This is a genomic window from Candidatus Palauibacter irciniicola, assembly GCF_965208695.1.
Lineage (GTDB): Bacteria > Gemmatimonadota > Gemmatimonadetes > Palauibacterales > Palauibacteraceae > Palauibacter > Palauibacter irciniicola.
In genome coordinates, this window is sequence record NZ_OZ242352.1 from 1,529,960 (window position 1) to 1,550,798 (window position 20,839).

The following is a 20,839-nucleotide window of genomic DNA, read 5'->3' on the forward strand; positions in this document are numbered from 1 at the left end:
GACTTCGGCGAAGGGGACCGCCGGCGCGGCGCCGGCCGGTCGCCGGGGCTCAGCTTCGAGCCGCCTGCATGACGTCGCTCACATAACCGTCCAGTCGCGCCATGACCTCGATCGTCTCGGCCTGCGTCCCGGCGTTGGCCAACTCTCTCACCAGGCTGAGAAGCAGTCCGCGGACCGCGGCCGCATCCCCGCTTCCCATCGCCGGGGGCGCGGCCGCCGGGGGCGCGGGCGGCGGCGCTGCCGCCGGCGCGGGCTCCGCCACCGCCGGCGCGGCGGGTTTCGGAGCCTCCGCGGCGGCCAGGCGCCGCTTGACCTGGAGCGGGTACTTTGCATGGAACTGTCGGGGCGACAGTTTGGCGACCGAAGCGTCGATCTTGGAGGCGCCCGCAAACAACTCCGCGTTCGTGACCCCCGGGTTTCTCTTGAGCACGCGCGTCACATACGCCAGCACCGCATCCGCATCTCCCTTCGAAGCCCGCGGTCGCCGCGCCGCTTTCGCCCTGGCCGGCGCCCGAACCGCGCGCCCGGAGCCGGCCCCCGCCAGACGACGCTTGACCTGCAGCGGATACTTCGCGTGGAACTGCCGCGGGTTCAGCTTCGCGATGGTCCTGTCTATGAGTTTCGCCCCTTCAAAGAGCGTCGCGTTCGAGACGCCGGGGTCCTTTTTCAGCTCCAGTTCTATGAATTCCATCACGTTCTCGTTCATTATGCCTCCTCGAGCGGAGCGGTGCGCCGGACGATAGATGCGGCCGGCGCGTGTTTGCGGTGTGGAATGATCCATAATCTCCGGCGGTGCACCGCGAGTCAACTGTAGGGCAAACAATAGACGTAAGGCCCCCCGCTTTCTGCGGCCACCGCGCGGGCATAGCTTCCCGCCCATGCAACCTCGATCGATATCCGCCGCGATCGCCGTTCTGGCGTCGTGCCTGCTCCCGGCGTTCGCACACGCACAGGGGTCGCGCCTCCCGGGCGCGATCGAAACGGGACTCATCCTCCGGCAGCTCGATGGAGTAAAGAGGGTCCTCGTCGTGGCGGCGCACCCGGACGACGAAGATACCGCTCTGCTGACCACGCTCGCGCGCGGATGGGGCGTGGAAGCCGCCTACTTCTCGTTCACGCGGGGCGAGGGAGGCCAGAACCTCATCGGCACCGAACTCGGCGAGGGACTCGGCATCATCCGCTCGGGCGAACTGCTGGCCGCCCGTACGATCGACGGGGCGCAGCAGTTCTTCGGCCGCGCGTTCGACTTCGGCTACTCGAAGACGGCGGAGGAGACCTTCGAGAAGTGGCCGCGCGAGCGCGTCCTCTCCGATCTGGTGTGGACCATCCGGCGCTTCCGGCCGCATGTGCTCATCTCGATGTGGAGCGGAACGGAGCGGGACGGCCACGGGCACCACCAGGTATCCGGCCTGCTCACGCGAGAGGCCTTCGACGCCGCCGGAGACGCGACGCGCTTCCCGGAACAGATCGCGGCGGGCGCGGCACCCTGGGCGCCGTTGAAACTGTACCGCCGACCCCTCTTCGAACTGAACGCCACCGCGATCGAAATCGAGACGGGCGCACTCGATCCCCTGTTCGGCCTCACGCACCACCAGGTCGCGATGGACAGCCGCAGCCAGCACCGCTCGCAGGATTTCGGCACGGCCCTGCCGCTCGGTCCCCGCGTCACACGGCTTTCGCTTGTGTCCTCGCGGGTCGGCGGCTCTCCGACGGAGCCGCTGTGGGCGGGGGTCGACACGACGCTGGCAAGCCTGGCGACCGACCTCGGCGAGACCGCGCAGGCGGATCTCCGTTCCTACCGCGACGCGATCGGCCGCGCCGGCGGCTCGCTCAGTGCGACGAGGCCGGAGACCGCGCTGCCCTTCCTCGCCGACGCGCTTGGGCGGTTGGAACGGCTCCGCGCCGCCGCGCGCCCCGCGGGGGAGAGCGAGTTGCGGCGCGAACTCGACCGCCGCGCGCACCTGCTGATGCGGGCGATCCTCGCGGTGGCCGGAGTGCGGGTCGAACTGCGGGCGCGGGACGATGTACTCGTCCCGGGACAAACCGTACTCGTCGAGGCGCGCGTCTCGAGCGGAGCCGGTGCCTCCCTGGAACTCGACCCGCCGGTCATCGAGGTTCCCCCCGGGTGGTCGGTGGAGGGCATCGGCCCGGACGTCGAGACGGAGCCCGATGATGCGGGTCCTTTCGCCCGCTTCTTCCGACAGGCGGATGTCGTCTTCGACCCGTCGGCCCGGGCGCGGATCGAACCGGGGGAACTCGGGATGTGGCGCTACGCCGTCACGGTGCCCGCGGACGCGCCGCCGGCCTCCCCGTGGTTCCTCGAACAGCCGCGGGACGGCGACCTGTACCAATGGCCGGCGGAGCCCGACCTGCGCGCGCTCCCGTTCCGGCCTCCGCCCCTTCTCGGCCGCGTCGCCGCGGTCGTGTCGGCGGCGGGCGAGCGATTCGACATCGAGGTCACGGATCCGGTGCGTCATCGGACCGTGGATGGCGTGACGGGAGAAGGCTGGCGACCGCTCCAGGTGGCGCCGCGCATATCGGTCGAGGCGACGGCGCCTACGCTGATCTGGCCCGGCGGCCGCCAGGGTTCACGCGTCATCGCCTTCCGGATCTCGAGTTTCGCCAGGGATGCGACAGCCGGAGAGATCGGGCTCGACCTGCCGCCCGGATGGAGCGCGGCGCCCGACACGACGGCGTTCGAACTCGCGGGAGAAGGAGCGGTTCAGACGGTCGGCTTCACGGTCGAGCCCCCGGGGGGAGAGGCGGAAGGGGAGTTCTTCGCCCGGCCGTGGATCCGCATCGCCGGAGCCGCGGTTCCCGCCACGCACGCAACGATGATCGACTATCCGCACATCGAGCCGCGGCTCCTGACGGGCGACGCGGCGGTGCGGATCGTGCGCTTCCCCGTTCGGGTCGCGGACCGGCGCATCGGATACGTGATGGGTTCCGGCGACGACGGACCCGAAGCCATCCGGCAGCTCGGGCTCGACGTCGAACTCATCGAACCGGGAGATTGGGAGGCCGAGAGGCTCGACGAGTTCGATACGATCGTGCTCGGGATCCGTGCCTACGAGGTGCGCGAGGACCTCATTGCGGCCAACGCGGAGCTGCTCGCGTGGGCGGAGCGCGGAGGCACCGTCGTCGTCCAGTACAACCGCTACGAGTTCAACCAGGGGGCGTACGCGCCGTACCCGATCGCGATCGGCCGCCCCGCGCCCCGCGTCACCGAGGAGAACGCCCCCGTCACGCTCGCCGCCCCGGGTGCGCCGGTGCTCGTCGAGCCCAACCGCCTCGGCCCGGCCGACTTCGAAGGCTGGGTGCAGGAGCGCGGACTGTATTTTCCCGATGCGTGGGACGAGAGGTACCAGGCGCCGCTGGAGATGGCCGACACGGGAGAACCGCCGAATCGCGGCAGCCTGCTCGCCGCCCCGGTGGGTCGCGGACTCTACATACACACATCGCTCTCCTTCTTCCGGCAGCTGCGCGCGGGCGTGCCGGGCGCTTTTCGTCTATGGGCGAACCTGCTCTCTCTCGACGGGAGCCGATGGCGCGAGATCGCCGCACCGTGACGGAGCACCGGGACGAGAAGGAGGGCCGGATCGGTCCGTTCCGTAGCTGGCGCGCGCTCTATGTGTCGGTGGTCGTCTATACGGCCGGACTCATCCTCCTCCTCTATCTCGCCACGCGCCTGCTCGACTTCGGCGTGCCGTGAGCGGCCTCGACTGGCTCGTCTTTGCCGTCTATTTCGGCGCGGTCGTCGCCTTCGCCTGGCGGCAGAGCCGGAAGAACCGCGGCGTCGAGGGCTTCTTTCTCGCCAACCGCCGGCTGGGCTGGGGCGCCATAGGCCTCTCCGTGATGGCGACGCAGGCGAGCGCGATCACCTATATCGGCACGACCGGTCAGGCCTTCGACGACGGCATGGAGTTCGTCCAGTTCTATCTGGGCCAGCCGATCGCCATGGTCATTCTCTGCGTCGTCTTCGTCCCCTTCTTCTATCGCTCGAAGGTCTTCACCGCCTACGAATACCTCGAACGCCGCTTCGACCCGAGAACGCGGTCGCTGACGAGTTTTCTTTTTCTCGTATCGCGCGGACTCTCGGCGGGGATCGTCCTCTACGCCCCGGCCATCGTCCTCTCCGTCATCATGGGCTGGGACGAACGCGTGACGATTCTCGTCATGGGGCTGATCACCGTGGCCTATACGATCATGGGCGGCATCACGGCCGTCATCTGGACGGACGTGCTGCAGATGATCGTGATGTTCGCCGGCATCGGGATCGCGATCGCGGTGCTCTTCTCGACGCTGCCGGAGGGCGTGGGCGTCGGCGATGTGGCGTATATCGGCGGGATCCATGAGATGTGGCGCAGCATCGACCTCTCCTGGGATCCGACGAATCGCTACACGCTCTGGTCCGGACTCATTGGAGGACTCTTTCTCGCCCTGGGCTACTTCGGGACCGACCAGAGTCAGGTCCAGCGCTACCTCACGGCGAGTTCGCTCCGCCAGAGCCGACTTTCCCTCATCTTCAACGCGTTCGTCAAGGTTCCGATGCAGGTCTTCATCCTCGCCATCGGCGTCCTCCTCTATGTCTTCTATCACTTCGAGCGCCCCCCGCTCGTCTTCAATTCGGCGGAGGCCGCCATGGTCCGGGAAAGTCCCCGCGCCGGCGCCTTCGCCGAGCTGGAGGCGGAGCACGAACGGACGCACGAGTTGCGCCGCGAAAGCACGCTGGCGGTGCTGGAGGCCCGCCGCTCCGGCGAAGACCCCGCAGCGCTCCAACGCCGGATCGCCGGGTTCGATGACGAACTGGAGCGGTTGAGGGAGGCGTCGAAGTCGCTCGTGTCCGAGGTGCGCGGCTCTTCGTCGAACGATGTCAACTATGTCTTTCCGTCCTATCTCATTTCCTATGTCCCCGCCGGTATCCTGGGACTGCTGATCGCCGTCATCTTCGCGGCCGCGATGTCTTCGCTGGACTCCGAACTCACGGCCCTGTCCAGCGCCACCGTGATCGACTTCTATCGGAGGCACGTGAAGCCGGAGGGGACGGACGCCCACTATCTTCTCGTCTCGCGGCTCGCCACGCTGGGGTGGGGCGGGTTCGCCGTGCTCTTCGCACTTTACGCAGGCCAGTTGGGGTCGCTCGTCGAAGCGGTCAATGAAGTCGGCTCGATCTTCTACGGCGCGCTCCTGGGCGTCTTCCTCCTCGCCTTCCTGGTGAAGCGGGCGACCGCCGCGGGGGCCTTCTACGGGCTGATCTCCGCCATGCTCGCGGTGCTCGCCGTGTCGCGCTTCACGGAGATCGCGTGGCTGTGGTACAACGTCGTGGGGACCCTGGCGGTTCTTGCGGTGGGCCTCGCGCTTCGCAGTCGTGAGCCGCAGGCGCCGCGGAGGTCCGCCGCCTCGGCGGGTTGAGGGACTTCGCGACGGGCACGATCCGCGCTACGGTTTTCAGCGGGCGGCGCGGGCGGTAGAGTCTCCGCTCGGAAAAACGCCGACGCCACCCCGGATCCCTTCCGGGGACGGCTCACGGAAACCTCATCGAACCTTATCGGGATGACACGGATGCTCACGGACGTTCAGATCGCCGAGGCCGCGACGCCCCGGCCCATCGGCGAGATCGGGGAGAAGATCGGGCTGAGCCTCGATGAACTCGTGCCCTACGGCCATTACAAGGCGAAGGTCGACCCGGAGTCCATCTTCGAGCGTGAGCCCGGATCGGGTCGCCTCGTCCTCGTCACCGGCATCACTCCGACGGCCGCGGGCGAGGGCAAGACGACCGTCTCCGTGGGGCTCGCCGACGGCCTGCGCCGCGTGGGGGCCAACTCCGTCCTCTGCATTCGCGAGCCGAGCCTCGGCCCGGTGTTCGGCGTCAAGGGCGGCGCCGCCGGCGGAGGATACTCGCAGGTGATCCCGATGGCGGACATCAACCTCCACTTCACGGGAGACCTGCACGCGATCACGTCGGCGCACGCGCTCCTCTCGGCGGCGCTGGACAACCATCTGCAGCAGGGGAACCGCCTCGGGATCGACCCGCGCCAGATCACCTGGCGGCGCGCCGTCGACATGAACGACCGGGCGCTTCGGAACATCGTCGTCGGGCTGGGGGGCCGGATCAACGGGGTTCCGCGCGAGGACGGCTTCATGATCACGGCGGCCTCGGAGGTGATGGCGATCTTCTGCCTCGCCGCCAGCCTCGAGGATCTGGAAATGCGGCTGAGCAGCATCATCGTGGGATATGACTACGGCGGGGAGCCGGTACGGGCGCGCGAATTGAATGTGGCGGGCGCCATGACCCTGCTCCTGCGGGAGGCGCTCGGACCGAACCTGGTTCAGACGCTGGAGGGCACGCCGGCCTTCGTGCACGGCGGACCCTTCGCGAACATCGCCCACGGCTGCAACTCGCTCATGGCCACGCGGGCCGGACTGGCCTTCGGCGACATCGTGATCACGGAGGCGGGGTTCGGTTCGGACCTCGGGGCCGAGAAGTTCTTCGACATCAAGTGCCGGACGGGCGGACTGAACCCGGAGGCCACCGTGCTCGTGGCCACGATCCGCGCCCTCAAGTTGCACGGCGGGGGCGACCGCACGGCGCTCTCGACGCCGGATCCCGACGCCGTCCGCGGCGGACTCGCGAACCTCGGCGCGCACGTGGAGAACATCCGCGGCTTCGGTATCGAGCCGGTGGTCGCAATCAATGTGTTCGGCACGGATTCGGACGAGGAGATCGCGGCGGTGGCCGCGGCGTGCGAGGATCTGGGCGCGCCCTGGGCCCGCTCCGATGGCCATGCGCTGGGCGGCGCCGGCTGCGAGGACCTGGCCCGCGCGGTGCTGGCGGCGCTGGACGAGGGGGCGGCCGCCTTCGCGCCGAAATACGATGCGACGGCTTCGATCCGGGACAAGATCGAGGCGATCGCGCGGAAGGTGTACGGAGCGGACGGGGTCGACTATGCGGCGCGGGCCTCGAAGGACATCGGGCAACTCGAGGCGGCCGGGCTCGGGGACACGCCCGTCTGCATCGCGAAGACGCCGAACAGCCTGAGCGACGACCCGGGGCGCCTCGGACGGCCGACCGGCTTCCGCATCACGGTTCAGGACGTGCGCCCCTCCGCGGGGGCGGGCTTCGTCGTGGCCAGAGCCGGCACCGTCATGACGATGCCGGGGCTTCCGCGCGTGCCCGCCGCGGAGGGGATCCGGATCGTCGAGGACGGGAGCGTGGTCGGGCTCTTCTGAGCCGCCTGAAACGCCCGAGACGATGATCGAGATCGATCTCTCCGCCGGCGCCCACACGGAGGGCGTGGAGCGCCGGCTCCGGGAATGGGCCGCCGAGGACGCGGTGGCGCGGCTCTGGCGGCGGGATCCGACGCTGTGGAGCGCGGATCCGGATACGCCGGAACTGGCCGACCGGCTCGGTTGGCTGGACCTTCCGGAGACGTCTCCCGCCGCGCTCGGCCCGCTCGAGGAGTTGCGCGCGGACGTGCCCTTCTGGTTCACCGATCTCGTGCTGCTCGGCATGGGCGGCTCGAGCCTCGCGCCCGAGGTGATCGCGCGCACGATGCCGGGCGAGGGGCTGCCGCTCACGCTCGTCGACACCACGCACCCCGGGGCGCTCCGCGACCTGGAGTGGCTGCGTCCGGCGAACACGATCTTCGTCGTCTCGAGCAAGTCGGGCACGACCGTCGAGACGCTGTCGCTCTTCCGCCACTTCTGGTCGCGGACGGCGGAAGTCGTGGAAGACCCCGGCGCGCACTTCATCGCGGTCACGGACCCCGGGTCCCCCCTTGCCGAACTCGGCCGGGAGCGGGGATTCCGAGCCGTGTTCGAGGCGCCCTCCGAGGTGGGCGGCCGCTTCTCGGCCCTGAGCCCGTTCGGCCTGGTCCCGGCGGCGCTCACGGGGGCCGATGTCGCCGCGCTTCTCGCGGAGGCGACCGAGGCCGCGGACAGCTCCAAGGACGAGGCCCACCACAACCCGGGCTTCCTCCTCGGGGCGGCGCTGGGGGAACTGGCGCTCGCGGGGCGCGACAAGGTCACCTTCCTCGCGGCGTCCGATTGGGAGGCGTTTCCGGATTGGGCGGAGCAACTCCTCGCCGAGAGCACCGGCAAGGAGGGTCGGGGCATCGTCCCGGTCGTCGCCGAGCCGTCGCGGCCGCCGGACGAATACGGCGAGGACCGGGTGTTTGTCGGCCTTCTCCTCGGCGGTGACGCGGCGCGCGAAGCGGAGCAATGGGGAGAGGCGGACGAGACGCCCGGGCTCCTCGACGCGCTCGAGGCGGCCGGCCACCCGACGCTCCGCATCCGGCTCGAACGGCCCGAGGAACTCGGCGCGCTCTTCTTCGTCTGGGAGGTGGGCGTGGCCATGGCCGGAGCCGCACTCGGCATCCATCCCTTCAACCAGCCGGACGTACAGCTCGCCAAGCGCCTCGCGCGTCGGGCGATGGCGGGCGAAGGCGCACCCGATGGCAGCGCGGTGGACGCGGAGCCGGCGGAAGACGCGCAGGTCTCCGACGCGGACGAGATCGACCTCGTATGGGAGTTGCCGCAGTTCGGACACGCCCCGCCCCGAACGCCGGTGCCGCCCGATCTGGATGCAATCCGCGAGCGGATGGGGGATTTCCTGGCCGGGGTGACCCCGACGGACTACATCGCCGTGCAGGCGTTCCTCCCCGGGGGCGAGGAGGAGGAGGGATTGCTCGGCACACTGCGCGCGGCCCTCGCGGGAACCACGGGGGCGACGACGACGCTGGGCCATGGCCCGCGATTCCTGCATTCGACCGGACAGCTGCACAAGGGCGGCGCGGACAACGGCGTCTTTCTGCAACTCGTCGACGACGCCGGCGAGCACCTCCACGTCCCCGAGACGGAGTTCAGCTTCCGCCAGTTGATCCGGGCGCAGGCGCTGGGGGACCTGGAGGCCCTCGGACAATGCGAACGCCGGGCGCTGCGGGTCCGCGTGGGCGGTCCCGAAGGCCTCGGCCTGCGCCGCCTGGACTCGTCCGGCAGGCGCAGTGGACCAGGCGCACCTGCAGCCCCAGGCCCCCGCCGCAGGCCGCGGAAGGCGGAGACGGGCTGGAGATCCGGGCCCCTCGGTCGAAGGCTCATCCCGACGGGGCCGAAGGAAGGTCCACGCGACGTATCCGGACACCAACGCCAACGCGGAGTTGGCGAAGGTGGAGCCTGCTGCCCCTATGCTCGAATCTTCCCACTCGCGCGCCGCGTTGACCGCAAGGGCCGCGTGCGCCACGGCAAAGGCTCCATTGAGCGCGCCCACGGCGGTCCTCTCCCAGGCCTCCGGTTGCGTCGCGCCATTCACGACGTAACCGGCGACGACAGCAGAGTGAACGGGGTGACGTACCGCCACGTACGGGACGCCTCAGCCACGATGCAGAGGCAGTAGTCGGCGTAGTTCGGCTGGATCCTCGCTTCCTCCAGCGTCAAACCCATCTCGTCGAGCCATTCGGAGAAGCGCCCGTCATCGGCGAGTTCCCACGCGTACACGTTGTTGTCCGCGCCCGCGATCTCCCGGACGAGGTTCTCGCGACCGGACCTCTGAAGCAGGTAGGCCACCGCGCACGGCGTCCCGTGTTCGTCGACGAAGACGGGTACGCGGCCGCCGGCGTGCGTATGGTTGTGCGGGAACTCCCCTCGTTCCCGGTACTCGCGCAGCCAGTTCAGGGCCGTGTTCCGTCGCTCCCGCTGCGCGGCGCTCAGGGCGTCCGTCGCCTTTCGCCTCAGCGCCTCCTCGACGTCGCGAGGTGCCCCTCGATCCGTCGGGCCTCCAGCACGGCGGGCTCGATCCGCGACGACATCGCGGCGAGCCAATGGGGGACGGCCCCTGTCCGCGCCGCGGTGAGCCCGGACGCCTCTTCGCTGGCTTCACGCGGACCGCCAGAGGCGGCGATGAGCAGGCACAGACCGCCAATGGCGGCAACGGCTCTCGAAGAAGTGGACATGGCTGCGGCTCCCGTGAAGGCCTCCCCCTTCCGGCGGCCGCGTGCAGGCACGGCGCCGGGATCCCATCCCTTGACGTACCGGCGGCACCCGTCGGAGTTCCCGCTTCCCGGCGGGTCAGGCGAGCGGCATCTCGGTCTGGCCCTCCGAGGAGATCGGTCCGGCCCTCGATGTCGAGGAGCGCGCGCTTGTAGCGGAGTCCGCCCGTGTATCCCCCCAGCGTCCGGTCGGTCCGGACGACCCGGTGACACGGCACGATGATCGGTATCGGGTTCCGGCCGAGCGCGTTGCCCACCGCACGCGATGCCTTCGGACGGCCGATTCGCCGGGCGATCTCCGTGTACGTCACCGTCTCGCCGAACTCGAGTCCGGAGGCGGCGTCCAGCACGGCCTGCTGGAAGTCTCCCAGTCCCGCGAGGTCGACGAAGAGATCGAACCGAGCGCGGCGTCGGCCGAAGTACTCCGTCAGTTGTTCTTCCGCGGGGTCGAGTCGGTCGGTATCGCGCACCACGGGTGTCGACGGGTACCGGTGCTCGAGGCCGGCGACGAACGCGTCGTCGCTCTCATCCTGCCACGAGAGCGCGACCAGTCCACCCGTGCTCGCCGCGACCCGCATGGCGCCGAAGGGCGAACCGAAGCGGCGCCAGCGGATGACCCGGCCATCTCGGAGGTTCTCCGCGGAGAGATGCAGAATCCGGTACTCCACCGCGCGCTCCCGGCAGACCGGGCACGCCGCCATGCGTTCGGCGAGCTTCCGAGCGGCGTCCGCATCCGGGTCGTCCAGGACCCAGGCGATGACGTCTTCTTCGTGACAGGTCGTGCAACGTCGCATCATATCGGCCCCTCCTCGCGCCACACCTCGGCGAGGTCGCGGCGCAGCTTCTTCATCCCCTGATAGACGTTCGCTCTCGCGGCTTCGGGGGAGGCCTCCATCCGGCGCGCGATCGTCGCGTAGTCCAACCGCTCGATCCAGCGGAGCCAGACGGCGTCCCGCTGCCGCCGGGGGAGTGCCGCGACACCCTTCCGGACGCGCGCCGCGGCGGCTTCGGAGAGCCGACCGCCGGCGGCATCGGTCGCGGCCAGGGAGGCGGGCCTCACCTCGTCCGCGTGCGCCACGAGCAACGCCGAGCGCCGGCGGCGCGTGGCCAGGTGGTCGAGCGCCCGCCGGGTCGCGACGCGATACAACCATGCGCGGATGTTCACGGCGTCTCCCGCCTCGGGCCGCGCGCGGAGCGCCGCCACCCACAGGTCCTGCACGATATCGCCCGCTTCCTCCGCGTCCCCCAGCATCGCGGCCACATGGCGCCGCAATTCGGGGCCGTAACGTTCGGACCAGTCCTTCACCCGCCGTTCCGGCTCAGCCGCTGTGGTCATGCGCCTTGACTCCACCTCGTCCTCCGCCTTCTCCCTCGTTCTCACTCCATTGAACGTACTGTGCCGGAATCCGTGAAACGGGACCCCCTGTGAACTGGCCGCGCGCGCGCGTGAATCGTACCGTGTCGGCCCGAAGCCCCACCGGAGGCTTGAAGCGTACAGCGGCGGCAAAGGCGCCGCCCGACATCCAACCGCCAGGACCGAGGCTCTCTTGAAATCAGCACATATCGGACCCGTATCGTCCCCGACCTGCATCGCGGTCTCACTCACGGCCGCCGTCCTCACCACGGCCTGTGCCGGTAACGCCGGAGAGGAAGCCGAGGCCGCGACCCACGAGAACGGCGCCGAGAACGCCGCCGTGATCCGCGATCCACTCCCGGGAGAACGGCGCTTCGCCAGTCTGGCTCAACTCACCTTCGAGGGGGAGAACGCCGAGGCCTACTACTCCTCCGACGGACAGCGGCTGATCTTCCAGCGCCGCCACGAGGGCGAGTACGAGTGCGATCAGATCTTCACCATCGGGGTCGAGGGCGGCGACCCGCAGCTCGTTTCGACGGGGCTGGGCCGGACCACGTGCTCCTACTTCTTCCCCGACGATTCGCGGATCGTCTACAGTTCCACGCATCACGCGGCGCCCGAGTGCCCTCCGCCGCCCGACATGCGGCGCGGGTACGTGTGGCCGCTCTACGACTTCGACATCTACACGGCGAACCCGGACGGTTCCGACGTCCAGCCGATCTTCTCGAGTCCCGGCTACGACGCGGAGGCGACCCTCGCTCCGGACGGGTCGCGGATCGTCTTCACCTCGACGCGCGACGGAGACCTGGACATCTACACGATGAACCCCGACGGCTCCGACGTCCGGCAGCTCACGAACGAACCCGGATACGATGGCGGGCCTTTCTTCTCCCCGGACGGATCGAAGATCGTCTACCGGGCGAGATACCCGGAGAGCGAGGAGGAACTCGGGGACTACCAGGCGCTCCTGGCCGAGGGTCTCGTCCGGCCCGGCGTGCTCGACATCTACGTGATGGACGCGGACGGCTCGAACCGGGTGCGTCTCACGGACAACGGGGCCGCGAACTTCGCCCCCTTCTTCCACCCGAGCGGCGAGAAGGTGATCTTCGCTTCGAACCTGAACGAGGACGATCCTCGCAGCCGCAATTTCGATCTCTTCCTCGTGAACCTGGACGGCACGGGGCTGGAGCAGGTGACGTTCAGCGAGGACTTCGAGAGCTTCCCGATGTTCAGCCCGGACGGCCGTTATCTCGTGTTCGGATCGAACCGGCACGGATCCCACCTGGGCAACACGAACATCTTCATCGCGGAGTGGATCGACGATCTGCCCTAGGTGGCGACACCGCACCCGCTGTCCGTGACCGCCGGTGACCGACTTCGCCCGCGGACCGTCTAGTCCTTGAAGACAGTCCCGGCGGCGAACCGGCCGCCCGGGGCGGGGATCGGGAAACACGGGAGCTTGGGATGCGGTTCGCAAAGGCGGCAGGAAACTCCGGAGCGCCCCGGCGGTTGCGGGGCCGGCGGCGGGTGTGGGCGGTCGGGTTGGCGTGGGGCACCTCGTTCGTCGCGCCCCCGGTCTCCGCCCAGGAGGCGGGGACCCCGATCGACTATGACGCCGCGATCGCGCAGAGCGGGATCGACGGCAGCTACGGATACGTCCGTGCCCTGGACGGGTCCGCGACGCTCATTCAGGGAGACACCCGGGAGCGCGTTCAGCTCGCGGTGAACGAACCTGTCCTCGCCGGCGACCGAATCTTCGCGTCCGGCGAATCGCGCGTCGAAATCTCGCTCGCCGACGGGAACCTCGTTCGGATCGGGGACCGGGCGGAACTTCTCTTCCGCGCGCTCGCCAACTCTCCGGATACGAGCGATCCCGCATCCATCCTCGAACTCCTGCGCGGGTCGCTGCAACTCGTAGTGGCCGCGAACCCGCCGGACTCCGAGTGGCCCTCGGTCGTGACGCCGAACGCGACGATCCGGCCGCGGGGAGCCGGTTCCTTCCTGATCGTGGTCGACGACGAGCGCCGCAGCGAGGTCGTCGTGCGCGACGGGCTGGCGGAAGTCACGACAGAGACGGAACTCGCCGAGGTCCGCCGCGGAGAGAGCCTCTTCGTCGAAGGTGCGCGAGGGGACCGGCTCCGCTTCGCGGCGGCCCCGGGTCTCGATCGCCTGGAAGCGTGGGGCCAGGGGCTCGGGGACGACGTGTCCGGCGAGTACACGGCTCATGTGGATCCGGATCTCCACTACGCCGCGTCTTCGCTCGGCGGGCACGGATCGTGGGTACACGTCGACGCGGGGGTTGCCTGGCGGCCGCGCGTGTCGACGGGCTGGGCGCCGTACCGGCACGGGCGCTGGCGACACACGCCCAGCGGGATGTTCTGGGTCTCGTACGAACCATGGGGCTGGGTGCCCTATCACTACGGGTACTGGGACCTCGATCCCGACTGGGGGTGGATCTGGTTCCCGGGCCAGCGTTTCGCCGTCGCGCACGTGTACTGGTACTGGGGTCCGAGCTACGCGGGCTGGATTCCATCGGGCTACTACTGGCGCCACTACCGGAACTACTACGGGAGCAGCTGGGGCTTTCACTTCGGGGTCTACGGACACATCGGGGGCGGCTTCGGGCGCTATCGGCACTGGACCTTCCTGCCGCACGGCCGCCTCGGACACCGGCGACAGCACTTCTACTCGGTGAGCGGCTCGGACTTCGGTCGCGGGCGGAAGGCGGTCGAGCGCGGCGTGCTGCTGACGGACTCCCGCCTGCTCGGGCGCGAGGCGCGGCGGCGGCCCGCGCAGACCCTGGCGAGCCTGCGGCGCGCGGTCTCGCGCGACGGGAGAACGGCCGTGGATGCGAACGGCTTCATCGATCGCGGCACGAGTCTGCCGCGGGAGGTCGAACGCGTCGTGCTGCGAGGGCGCGATGGCCGGTCGGCCCGCCCACGCGACGCGACCGCAGGGGCGCCGAGCGGCACCTCGCGGACGGCCGGCTCACCGCCTGTCCGCGTGACCACGCGGTCGCCGGAGGCCGGCACGTTGCGGCTGGAGCGGGCCGGTGTGCAGCGAACGACGGAGCCCGGCGTGCGGCGGGCGACGCAGCGGGCCGGCGTGCAGCGGGCGACGCCGCCCGCGGCCGGAACCGGCGCCCGCCCGGCGATCCGCCGACCCACGGCACGGGATGTATCCGACACCGCGAGACGCCCCGCCGTGCGGCCCACGACGCGGACGGGCTCCGGCGGCGTGCAGCGCGCATCCCCGCGGACGGGTGACGACGGCGTTCGTCGGATCGTCCGTCCGCGGACGGCGCGGGAATCGCCGGCCGTTCGGCGGACGGGGGGCACGGCGACGCGGCCGACGGCACGGTCCAACCCGGCGCGACCGACCGTGCGCTCCGCACCGGCACGACCGGCGGTGCGGCCCACGACGGCGAGGCCCTCCCGACCGACCGTTCGCCGCCCGTCGTCCACCACGAGACCCGTGACCCGGCAATCCGCCCCGCGGCCGCCGCGGCCGGCGGTGCGGCCGCCCGGCCCGTCGAGGTCGAGTGGCACCGTCAGTCGTTCCGGCGGCGGGTCCCGATCCGGGGGTGCGGTCCGCCGCTCCGGCGGCGGGTCCCGATCCGGGGGCGCGGTCCGTCGTTCCGGCGGCGGGTCCCGGTCCGGGGGCGCGGTCCGCCGCTCCGGCGGCAGCACGCGGTCGACAGGCGCCGCCCGCGCACGCGGCCGGTCCGGAGGCTAGCAGTCCGAGATCAGGGGTCCGGCCACACGGCCGGGTCCCGCTCCATCTCGGGCTCCGGTTCGACGCCGAGCGCCTCGACCATGCGCACGTAGTAGTTGAAGAAGCCGACGACCTCCGTCGCGGTCAGAATCTGCGCGTCGGTCCAGCCGACCTCCCGCAACCCGTCGATGTCCCGCCGAGCCGTGGAGGCCGGCTCGCGCGTGATCGCCACCGCATAGTCCATCAGCCGGCGTGTCTTCGCATCGAGTCCCGCCGTCCGATAGTCGCTCCGGATCGCGCGGGCCAGGTCATCGTCCCCGGTGGCCTGACGGAGATCCTCTCCGTGCGCCTCCGTTCAGTAGAAGCAGTCGAGTTCGCGCGAGGTCACAGTCGCGAGCATCTCGCGCACGTCCCGCCCCAGCGGTCCCGGCGCCAGCATCAACGTCTCGTAGAGCCGGATGGAGGCACGCATGACGGGCGGGTTCAGGCTCTGAATGCCGATCACGTTGAAGACGCGCCCCGCGCGGCGGACGGCCTTCTCGTACTCGCGGGCGACGAGCCCGTCCGCTTCGTCGGGATCTACCGTGTCGATATGCGGCATGTCGCCTCCTGTGGGCGATGGATCCGGGGTGCGAACCGGCTCATCGGCGGAACCGGCGCCTCAGCGTACGAGGAAGCCGTCCCGCCACGGATCCTCCGGGTCGACGAGGAACTCGTGGCGGCCCGTGACCCAGGCCCGGCCGCCCACCTCCGGCACGACGGCCGCGTGCCCGCCGACCGACGTCGTGTCCACGACGCGCCCGCTGAACCGGCCGCCGATGATGCTCTCGACGATGATCTCCGAATCCCCGGAGTGCTCACCCCGTGCGCCAAGGATGGCGAGGCGGCCGCTTACGGCGGTCCCGGTCGGGCTTCGGTCGAGTTCCCCGTCCGCGAAGATGCAGACGTGGCGCGAGTGGTGCGCGGCGTCTGCCGCCGCACCGGTAAAGACGGTGCCATAGAGGAACCCGAGATCGGGATCGTCCGGATGCGCGATGTCGCCGGCGGCGGACGAGGACACCGCTCCCGTGATCCGGCGACCCGCGTCGATGAGGTCGGCCGCGCCGCCGGGGGTGAGGGGGAGCCCGAGCGCGTCCGCGTCGACGTAGGCGTAGAAGGCCCCGCCGAAGGCGAGGTCGTATGACACGGCGCCCAGCCCCTCGACCTCCACGGCCTGCCCAAGCGCGGGCGCGAAGGAAGGCACGTTGACGAACCGGACCTCCCGGACCCGTTCGCCGTCCAGGATTGCGGTGGCGCGCACGAGCCCGGCAGGCGTATCGATCGCCACGGGCCGCTCCCTGCCCGACCCGTCGATCCAGCCGGCTTCGACGGCGATCTTCGCCACGCCGATGATCCCGTGACCGCACATCGTCGAATACCCCTCGTTGTGCATGAAAAGGACGGAAAAGTCCGATCCGGGCCGCACGGGAGGCATCACGAGGCAGCCGTACATGTCCGCGTGCCCGCGCGGTTCCCACATCAGCGCGCGGCGAAGTTCGTCGTGGTCCGCCCGCGCGACGCGACGCCGCGCGAGGACCGTGTCTCCCTGCAGCTCCGGGAAGCCCGCCACGATGACGCGCAGCGGCTCTCCCTCGGTGTGAGCGTCGATCGTCTCGATGCGCAGCCAGTGCTCGGGCGCGGTCCAGGTCATGTGAACTCCTCCGTGAGGCAGTGGCCCCCGGCGACGGAATCGTCGTATGCTGGCGCCGCTGATCTTACATCCCGCCGCCGAAGTCCGCTCCGGTGGCGGCTCGCCGTACCGCGCAAGCAGGGAGAAGGCATGAGGCCGAGGCCTGTCGCCGCCGAACTCGTGGGCACGTTCGCGCTCGCGCTGTCCGTATCGATCTCCGTCAACAACCCCGGTTTTCCCATCCCGACGCCAGCGATGGCGGGACTCACGCTGGGGGTTCTGGTTCACCTGCTCGGGCCTGTCTCGGGCTGCCTGCTCAACCCGGCGGTGACGATCGCCATCTGGTCGATCGGCAGGCTCGAGGCGAAGGACGCCGGCTCGTTCATCGCGGCGCAGTTTGCGGGGGCCGGACTGGCCCTCGCCCTCGGCAGCGCCCTGTTCGCCGACCGCGTCCCGCTCCCCGTGGACGCTTCGGCCGGCACCGGCGTGGCCGAGTTGCTGGGCGCCGCGTTGCTCGCCTTCACGATCGCGGCCGTCTTCATGGGCCGGATCCCGGCCCGGCTGACCGGCGCCGTCATCGGCGCGGCGCTGGTCGTGGCGATCTCGTGGGCCGCGCACGGATCGAACGGCGTGCTCAACCCCGCGGTCGCCCTCGGGATCGGATCCCTCTCGCTCCCCTACATCTGGGGCCCGGTGGCCGGCGCCCTGATCGGCGCGCACCTGTCCCGGTACGTGTGTGACCCGGGCGGCCGGACGACCCGGGTCGATTCCTAGCTGCCGGAGAAGTCCTGGCCCTCGGGCGGGTCCGGTGTCTCGCCCTCCGCGAGGCCGCGGTAGAAGGTGAGTCCGTTCATGTCGAGGTCGTAGAAGGCGAATTCGCGCGTGCCCCAGGGCGTTCGCCGCAGGGCCGTGCGCTCGTGGAAGACCCCCTGTTCCCGATACTCGTCGAACAGGTCCTCGACCGCGGGCACGACGAAGCGGAGCATGGGCCGCTCCACGCGGGACCATTCCTCCTCATCGTGCCACTGGATGTGCAACTCGATCCCGTCCCGCCTCACGCCGGCGTACCCCGGATCGCGGGTCGAATCGGCGAAGGCGAGTTCGAAGCCGAGCCGTCCCACGTAGAAGCCGATCGCCGCGGCGACGTCCCGCGACGGAAGCACGGGCTGCACCGCCTCGAAGCGGGCCGCCCGCTCCTCGGCCGCTATCGGTAGTTCTCCATCAGGGCGTCCAGCGCCTCGGCTCCCGGGCACAACTCCTCGAACGGGAGGTTCCACAGCGGCCGGTCGACCGTTCCCAGCACGTCGTGCAGGTCCCTCGAATCCGGGTCCACGTAGAGGAGACCCGTCGGAACCTCCCCCGCGTTCTGGCGCTCGCGCAGGTAGCCATACACGGCGTCCCTGTCGGTCGCGTCGTAGTCGCCTTCCACCTGCCGGAAGCGGATCACGCTGCCGTCGTGCATGCGGACATCGCGCACATCGGCGGACCCTATGTCGGCCGTGATCTCATCCGCGGGGGGGACGAAGTCCTTCGGGGCCACGAACGCGGCCTCGACCGCTTCGCGGAAGTGCTCGCGCGTGTAGGCGTAGCTCTTCGTCGACCCGACGTGGTCGTTGAAGGTCACGCACGGAGAGATGACGTCGACCAGGGCCAGGCCGGGGTGCCGGATCCCCGCCTTGATGATGGGGACGAGCTGCTGCTTGTCGCCGGAGAAACCGCGGGCCACGAAGGTCGCGCCGATCGAGAGCCCGAGCAGGGCCGGGTCGATGGGAGGCTGTTCGTTCGGCACGCCCCGCTTCGACTTCGAGCCCATGTCGGCCGAGGCCGAGAACTGGCCCTTCGTGAGGCCGTAGACCCCGTTGTTCTCGATGATGTAGAGGAGATTGAGGTTGCGCCGCACCGCGTGGCACAGTTGCCCGAGTCCGATCGAGAGCGAGTCCCCGTCGCCGGAGACGCCGATATAGACGAGGTCGCGGTTCGCGGCGTTCGCTCCGCTCGCCACCGATGGCATCCGCCCGTGCACGCTGTTGAAGCCGTGGGACTCGGACATGAAGTAGGCGGTCGTCTTCGAGGAGCAGCCGATCCCGCTCATCTTCGCGGCCCGGTGCGTGGGGATCGCGAGTTCCCACGCCGCCTCGATCAGCGCCGCGGTGACGGAATCGTGGCCGCACCCCGCGCACAGCGTCGACATCACGCCCTCGTAGTCGCGGCGCGTGAGCCCCAGTTCGTTCTTCTCCAGACTCGGGTGGAAGACCCGCGGCTTGGCGATGTGCGTCACGTACCCACTCCTTCCGCGGTCTCCGCCGCGAGGCCGAGGCGGTCCTTCACGCCCGCGATGACGTGGCGCGCGCTCAGCGGGAGCCCTCCGTAGCGGAGGACCGAGGTCAGCCGGTCCTTCGAGGCCGGCGTCTCCAGCGTGAGCAGCGACTTCAACTGCGCGTCCCGGTTCTGTTCGATGACGATGTTGAGGTCGTGGGCCTCGATGAAGCGCGCGACCTCGGGCGCGAAGGGAAAGCCGCGGATCCGCATGTAGTCGAGCCGGAGCCCGTCTTCCGCCTCCATGCGCTCGATGGCCTCGCGCACCGCGCCGTCGCAGGCGCCCAGCGTGATGAGTCCGTATCGGGCGTCCGGACGCGAGCGGATCTCCGGGGGAGGCACCGCGTCCGCCGCGTTGTCGATCTTCACGGCGATGCGGTCGATGACCTCCTGGTATTCGTCGGGGTCCTCCGTGTACTTGCCGTACTTCGTGTGGCCGGAGCCGCGCGTGAAGTAGGCGCCCTTCGGATCCTCGCCCGGGATCGTCCGATACGGGATCCCGTCGCCGTCCACGTCGAGGTAGCGATAGAAGGTCTCGATCTCGGCGAGCGCCTCCGCGTCGAGCACCTTCCCGCGATCCGGCCTGTACCCGTCGTCCCACTCGAAGCGGGGCACGACCCAGTCGTTCATCCCGATGTCGAGGTCGGAGAGCACGAAGACGGGCGTCTGGAAGCGTTCCGCCAGATCGAACGCCTGTACGCTGAACTCGAAGCACTCCGCCGGGTCCTTCGGGTAGAGGCAGACGTGCTTCGTATCCCCGTGCGAAGCATAGGCGCAGAGAAGGATGTCGCCCTGCTGGGTGCGCGTCGGCATCCCGGTCGACGGGCCGACGCGCTCGACGTCGAAGAACACGCAGGGGACTTCGGCGTAGTACGCGAGTCCGATGAACTCCGTCATGAGCGAGATCCCGGCCCCGCTCGTCGCCGTGAAGGCGCGGGCTCCGGCCCACCCGGCGCCGATCGCGATGCCGGCCGCCGCGAGTTCGTCCTCCGCCTGCAGGATCGCCGCCGTGCTCCGCCCGGTGTCCTCTTCGACGCGCAGGCGCCGGCAGTAGGCCGTGAAGGCGTCGACGAGCGAGGTCGAGGGCGTGATCGGATACCAGGCCGCGACCGTCGCGCCCGCATAGACACAGCCGAGCGCCGCCGCCGTGTTCCCGTCGATCAGGATCGAGTCGCGCGTGGCATCCATGCCCTCGAGCCGGATCGGCAGGGGGCACTCGAAGTTCTCGGCCGCGTAGTCGTAACCGAGCCGGATCGCCTCGAAGTTCGCATCGAGCAGGTGCTTCTTCCGCTCGCCGAACGTTTCCTCGAGCAGTCCCCGGATGACCTCCATGTCGATGTCGAGGAGGGCGGCGAGGGCGCCCGTATAGGCGATGTTCTTCATCAGGATGCGCGTGCGTCCGCCGTCGAACGCCTTCACGCACATCTCGGCCAGCGGGACGCCGAGGAACGTCACTTCCTCGCGCCGCAGCGTATCGGCCATGGGCCAGCTCGAGTCGTACAGCAGCCAGCCGCCGGGGACGAGTTCCTCGATGTCCTGTGCGTACGTCTCCGGGTTCATCGCCACGATGAGGTCGAAGTCCGGCGTGCGGGCGACGTGGCCCGACCGGTTCACGCGGATCTCGTACCAGGTGGGAAGACCCTGGATGTTCGAGGGGAAGACGTTCTTCCCCGACACCGGGACCCCCATCCGGAAGATCGACTGCATGATGAGACCGTTGGCGCTCGCGGAGCCCGTGCCGTTCACGGTGCCGATCTTGAGCGCGAAGTCGTTCACGCGGTCCGCCTTCATGTCGGCCATTCC

General features: G+C 69.9%; 17 protein-coding genes and 1 pseudogene. 8 read left to right on the forward strand and 10 right to left on the reverse strand.

Annotation, left to right across the window (positions count from 1 at the left end; genetic code table 11):
- Positions 1 to 49: 49 nt before the first annotated feature.
- Positions 50 to 781 carry a hypothetical protein gene (locus ACOGI9_RS06600; RefSeq protein WP_419859069.1) on the reverse strand — a complete coding sequence of 244 codons (732 nt, stop codon included), beginning with the start codon at positions 779 to 781 and terminating at the stop codon, positions 50 to 52.
- Between the two features lie 97 nt (positions 782 to 878).
- On the opposite strand from ACOGI9_RS06600, the gene ACOGI9_RS06605 reads away from it, so the two are divergent.
- The 5 genes from ACOGI9_RS06605 (at position 879) to ACOGI9_RS06625 (ending at position 9,391) form a co-directional block, all read left to right on the forward strand.
- Positions 879 to 3,569: a PIG-L family deacetylase gene (locus tag ACOGI9_RS06605; RefSeq protein WP_419859070.1), complete on the forward strand. Its 2,691-nt coding sequence runs from the start codon at positions 879 to 881 to the stop codon at positions 3,567 to 3,569.
- Positions 3,545 to 3,712: a hypothetical protein gene (locus tag ACOGI9_RS06610; RefSeq protein ID WP_419859071.1), complete on the forward strand. Its 168-nt coding sequence runs from the start codon at positions 3,545 to 3,547 to the stop codon at positions 3,710 to 3,712. The genes ACOGI9_RS06605 and ACOGI9_RS06610 overlap by 25 nt, the downstream gene beginning before the upstream one ends.
- On the forward strand, positions 3,709 to 5,412 hold the full coding sequence (locus tag ACOGI9_RS06615; RefSeq protein ID WP_419859072.1) for a sodium:solute symporter: 1,704 nt from the start codon (positions 3,709 to 3,711) through the stop codon (positions 5,410 to 5,412). Before ACOGI9_RS06610 ends, ACOGI9_RS06615 begins: the two co-directional genes overlap by 4 nt.
- Before the next feature lie 150 nt (positions 5,413 to 5,562).
- Positions 5,563 to 7,230 (forward strand): formate--tetrahydrofolate ligase, encoded by a 1,668-nt coding sequence (locus ACOGI9_RS06620; RefSeq protein WP_419859250.1) that lies wholly within the window; start codon positions 5,563 to 5,565, stop codon positions 7,228 to 7,230.
- A 22-nt stretch (positions 7,231 to 7,252) separates the two neighbouring features.
- The gene (locus ACOGI9_RS06625) at positions 7,253 to 9,391 is read left to right on the forward strand and encodes a hypothetical protein (protein WP_419859073.1); all 2,139 of its coding nucleotides are present in this window, start codon (positions 7,253 to 7,255) and stop codon (positions 9,389 to 9,391) included.
- Here ACOGI9_RS06625 and ACOGI9_RS06630 read toward each other — a convergent pair.
- The 3 genes and pseudogenes from ACOGI9_RS06630 to ACOGI9_RS06640 all read right to left on the reverse strand — a co-directional run bounded on the left by ACOGI9_RS06630 (position 9,304) and on the right by ACOGI9_RS06640 (position 11,319).
- A complete protein-coding gene (locus ACOGI9_RS06630; protein ID WP_419859316.1) occupies positions 9,304 to 9,816 on the reverse strand; it encodes a hypothetical protein in 513 nt (170 codons plus the stop codon). The genes ACOGI9_RS06625 and ACOGI9_RS06630 overlap by 88 nt on opposite strands.
- 304 nt (positions 9,817 to 10,120) lie before the next feature.
- Positions 10,121 to 10,780, reverse strand: a pseudogene (locus ACOGI9_RS06635) (methylated-DNA--[protein]-cysteine S-methyltransferase); the annotation flags it as partial.
- Positions 10,777 to 11,319: an RNA polymerase sigma factor gene (locus tag ACOGI9_RS06640; protein ID WP_419859074.1), complete on the reverse strand. Its 543-nt coding sequence runs from the start codon at positions 11,317 to 11,319 to the stop codon at positions 10,777 to 10,779. The pseudogene ACOGI9_RS06635 and the gene ACOGI9_RS06640, both read right to left, overlap by 4 nt.
- Before the next feature lie 211 nt (positions 11,320 to 11,530).
- Between ACOGI9_RS06640 and ACOGI9_RS06645 the strand changes: the two genes are divergently transcribed.
- Entirely contained in the window at positions 11,531 to 12,670 is a 1,140-nt protein-coding gene (locus tag ACOGI9_RS06645; protein WP_419859075.1) for a TolB family protein, read from the forward strand.
- Positions 12,671 to 12,801: 131 nt separating this feature from the next.
- Positions 12,802 to 15,072, forward strand: coding sequence for a DUF6600 domain-containing protein (locus ACOGI9_RS06650; protein WP_419859076.1), 2,271 nt, complete (start codon positions 12,802 to 12,804; stop codon positions 15,070 to 15,072).
- 10 nt (positions 15,073 to 15,082) lie between these two features.
- On the opposite strand, the gene ACOGI9_RS06655 is transcribed toward ACOGI9_RS06650, so the two are convergent.
- From ACOGI9_RS06655 to ACOGI9_RS06665, 3 genes are all read right to left on the reverse strand, one after another.
- Positions 15,083 to 15,295, reverse strand: coding sequence for a hypothetical protein (locus ACOGI9_RS06655; protein ID WP_419859077.1), 213 nt, complete (start codon positions 15,293 to 15,295; stop codon positions 15,083 to 15,085).
- Between the two features lie 111 nt (positions 15,296 to 15,406).
- Positions 15,407 to 15,652: a hypothetical protein gene (locus ACOGI9_RS06660; RefSeq protein WP_419859078.1), complete on the reverse strand. Its 246-nt coding sequence runs from the start codon at positions 15,650 to 15,652 to the stop codon at positions 15,407 to 15,409.
- A gap of 60 nt (positions 15,653 to 15,712) precedes the next feature.
- On the reverse strand, positions 15,713 to 16,741 hold the full coding sequence (locus ACOGI9_RS06665) for a proline racemase family protein (protein WP_419859079.1): 1,029 nt from the start codon (positions 16,739 to 16,741) through the stop codon (positions 15,713 to 15,715).
- Positions 16,742 to 16,870: 129 nt separating this feature from the next.
- On the opposite strand from ACOGI9_RS06665, the gene ACOGI9_RS06670 reads away from it, so the two are divergent.
- Complete coding sequence (locus ACOGI9_RS06670; protein WP_419859080.1) at positions 16,871 to 17,494, forward strand: aquaporin; 624 nt, start codon at positions 16,871 to 16,873, stop codon at positions 17,492 to 17,494.
- Here the strand turns inward: ACOGI9_RS06670 and ACOGI9_RS06675 are convergent.
- The 3 genes from ACOGI9_RS06675 to ACOGI9_RS06685 are packed head-to-tail and all read right to left on the reverse strand — an operon-like array spanning position 17,491 to position 20,836.
- Positions 17,491 to 17,892 (reverse strand): VOC family protein, encoded by a 402-nt coding sequence (locus tag ACOGI9_RS06675; RefSeq protein WP_419859081.1) that lies wholly within the window; start codon positions 17,890 to 17,892, stop codon positions 17,491 to 17,493. The two genes, ACOGI9_RS06670 and ACOGI9_RS06675, sit on opposite strands and share 4 nt — an antisense overlap.
- 32 nt (positions 17,893 to 17,924) lie before the next feature.
- Positions 17,925 to 18,998: a 2-oxoacid:ferredoxin oxidoreductase subunit beta gene (locus tag ACOGI9_RS06680; RefSeq protein WP_419859082.1), complete on the reverse strand. Its 1,074-nt coding sequence runs from the start codon at positions 18,996 to 18,998 to the stop codon at positions 17,925 to 17,927.
- Positions 18,995 to 20,836, reverse strand: a complete 1,842-nt coding sequence (locus ACOGI9_RS06685; protein ID WP_419859083.1) for a 2-oxoacid:acceptor oxidoreductase subunit alpha — start codon at positions 20,834 to 20,836, stop codon at positions 18,995 to 18,997. Before ACOGI9_RS06685 ends, ACOGI9_RS06680 begins: the two co-directional genes overlap by 4 nt.
- Positions 20,837 to 20,839: the final 3 nt, after the last annotated feature.

Excerpts from the sequence above, each read along its gene's own strand:
- ACOGI9_RS06600 (WP_419859069.1), bottom strand. The coding sequence starts at position 781 with ATGGATCATTCCACACCGCAAACACGCGCCGGCCGCATCTATCGTCCG.
- ACOGI9_RS06605 (WP_419859070.1), top strand. The coding sequence starts at position 879 with ATGCAACCTCGATCGATATCCGCCGCGATCGCCGTTCTGGCGTCGTGC.
- ACOGI9_RS06610 (WP_419859071.1), top strand. The coding sequence starts at position 3,545 with ATGGCGCGAGATCGCCGCACCGTGACGGAGCACCGGGACGAGAAGGAG.
- ACOGI9_RS06620 (WP_419859250.1), top strand. The coding sequence starts at position 5,563 with ATGCTCACGGACGTTCAGATCGCCGAGGCCGCGACGCCCCGGCCCATC.
- ACOGI9_RS06625 (WP_419859073.1), top strand. The coding sequence starts at position 7,253 with ATGATCGAGATCGATCTCTCCGCCGGCGCCCACACGGAGGGCGTGGAG.
- ACOGI9_RS06640 (WP_419859074.1), bottom strand. The coding sequence starts at position 11,319 with ATGACCACAGCGGCTGAGCCGGAACGGCGGGTGAAGGACTGGTCCGAA.
- ACOGI9_RS06650 (WP_419859076.1), top strand. The coding sequence starts at position 12,802 with ATGCGGTTCGCAAAGGCGGCAGGAAACTCCGGAGCGCCCCGGCGGTTG.
- ACOGI9_RS06655 (WP_419859077.1), bottom strand. The coding sequence starts at position 15,295 with ATGGACTATGCGGTGGCGATCACGCGCGAGCCGGCCTCCACGGCTCGG.
- ACOGI9_RS06660 (WP_419859078.1), bottom strand. The coding sequence starts at position 15,652 with ATGCCGCATATCGACACGGTAGATCCCGACGAAGCGGACGGGCTCGTC.
- ACOGI9_RS06665 (WP_419859079.1), bottom strand. The coding sequence starts at position 16,741 with ATGACCTGGACCGCGCCCGAGCACTGGCTGCGCATCGAGACGATCGAC.
- ACOGI9_RS06670 (WP_419859080.1), top strand. The coding sequence starts at position 16,871 with ATGAGGCCGAGGCCTGTCGCCGCCGAACTCGTGGGCACGTTCGCGCTC.
- ACOGI9_RS06685 (WP_419859083.1), bottom strand. The coding sequence starts at position 20,836 with ATGGCCGACATGAAGGCGGACCGCGTGAACGACTTCGCGCTCAAGATC.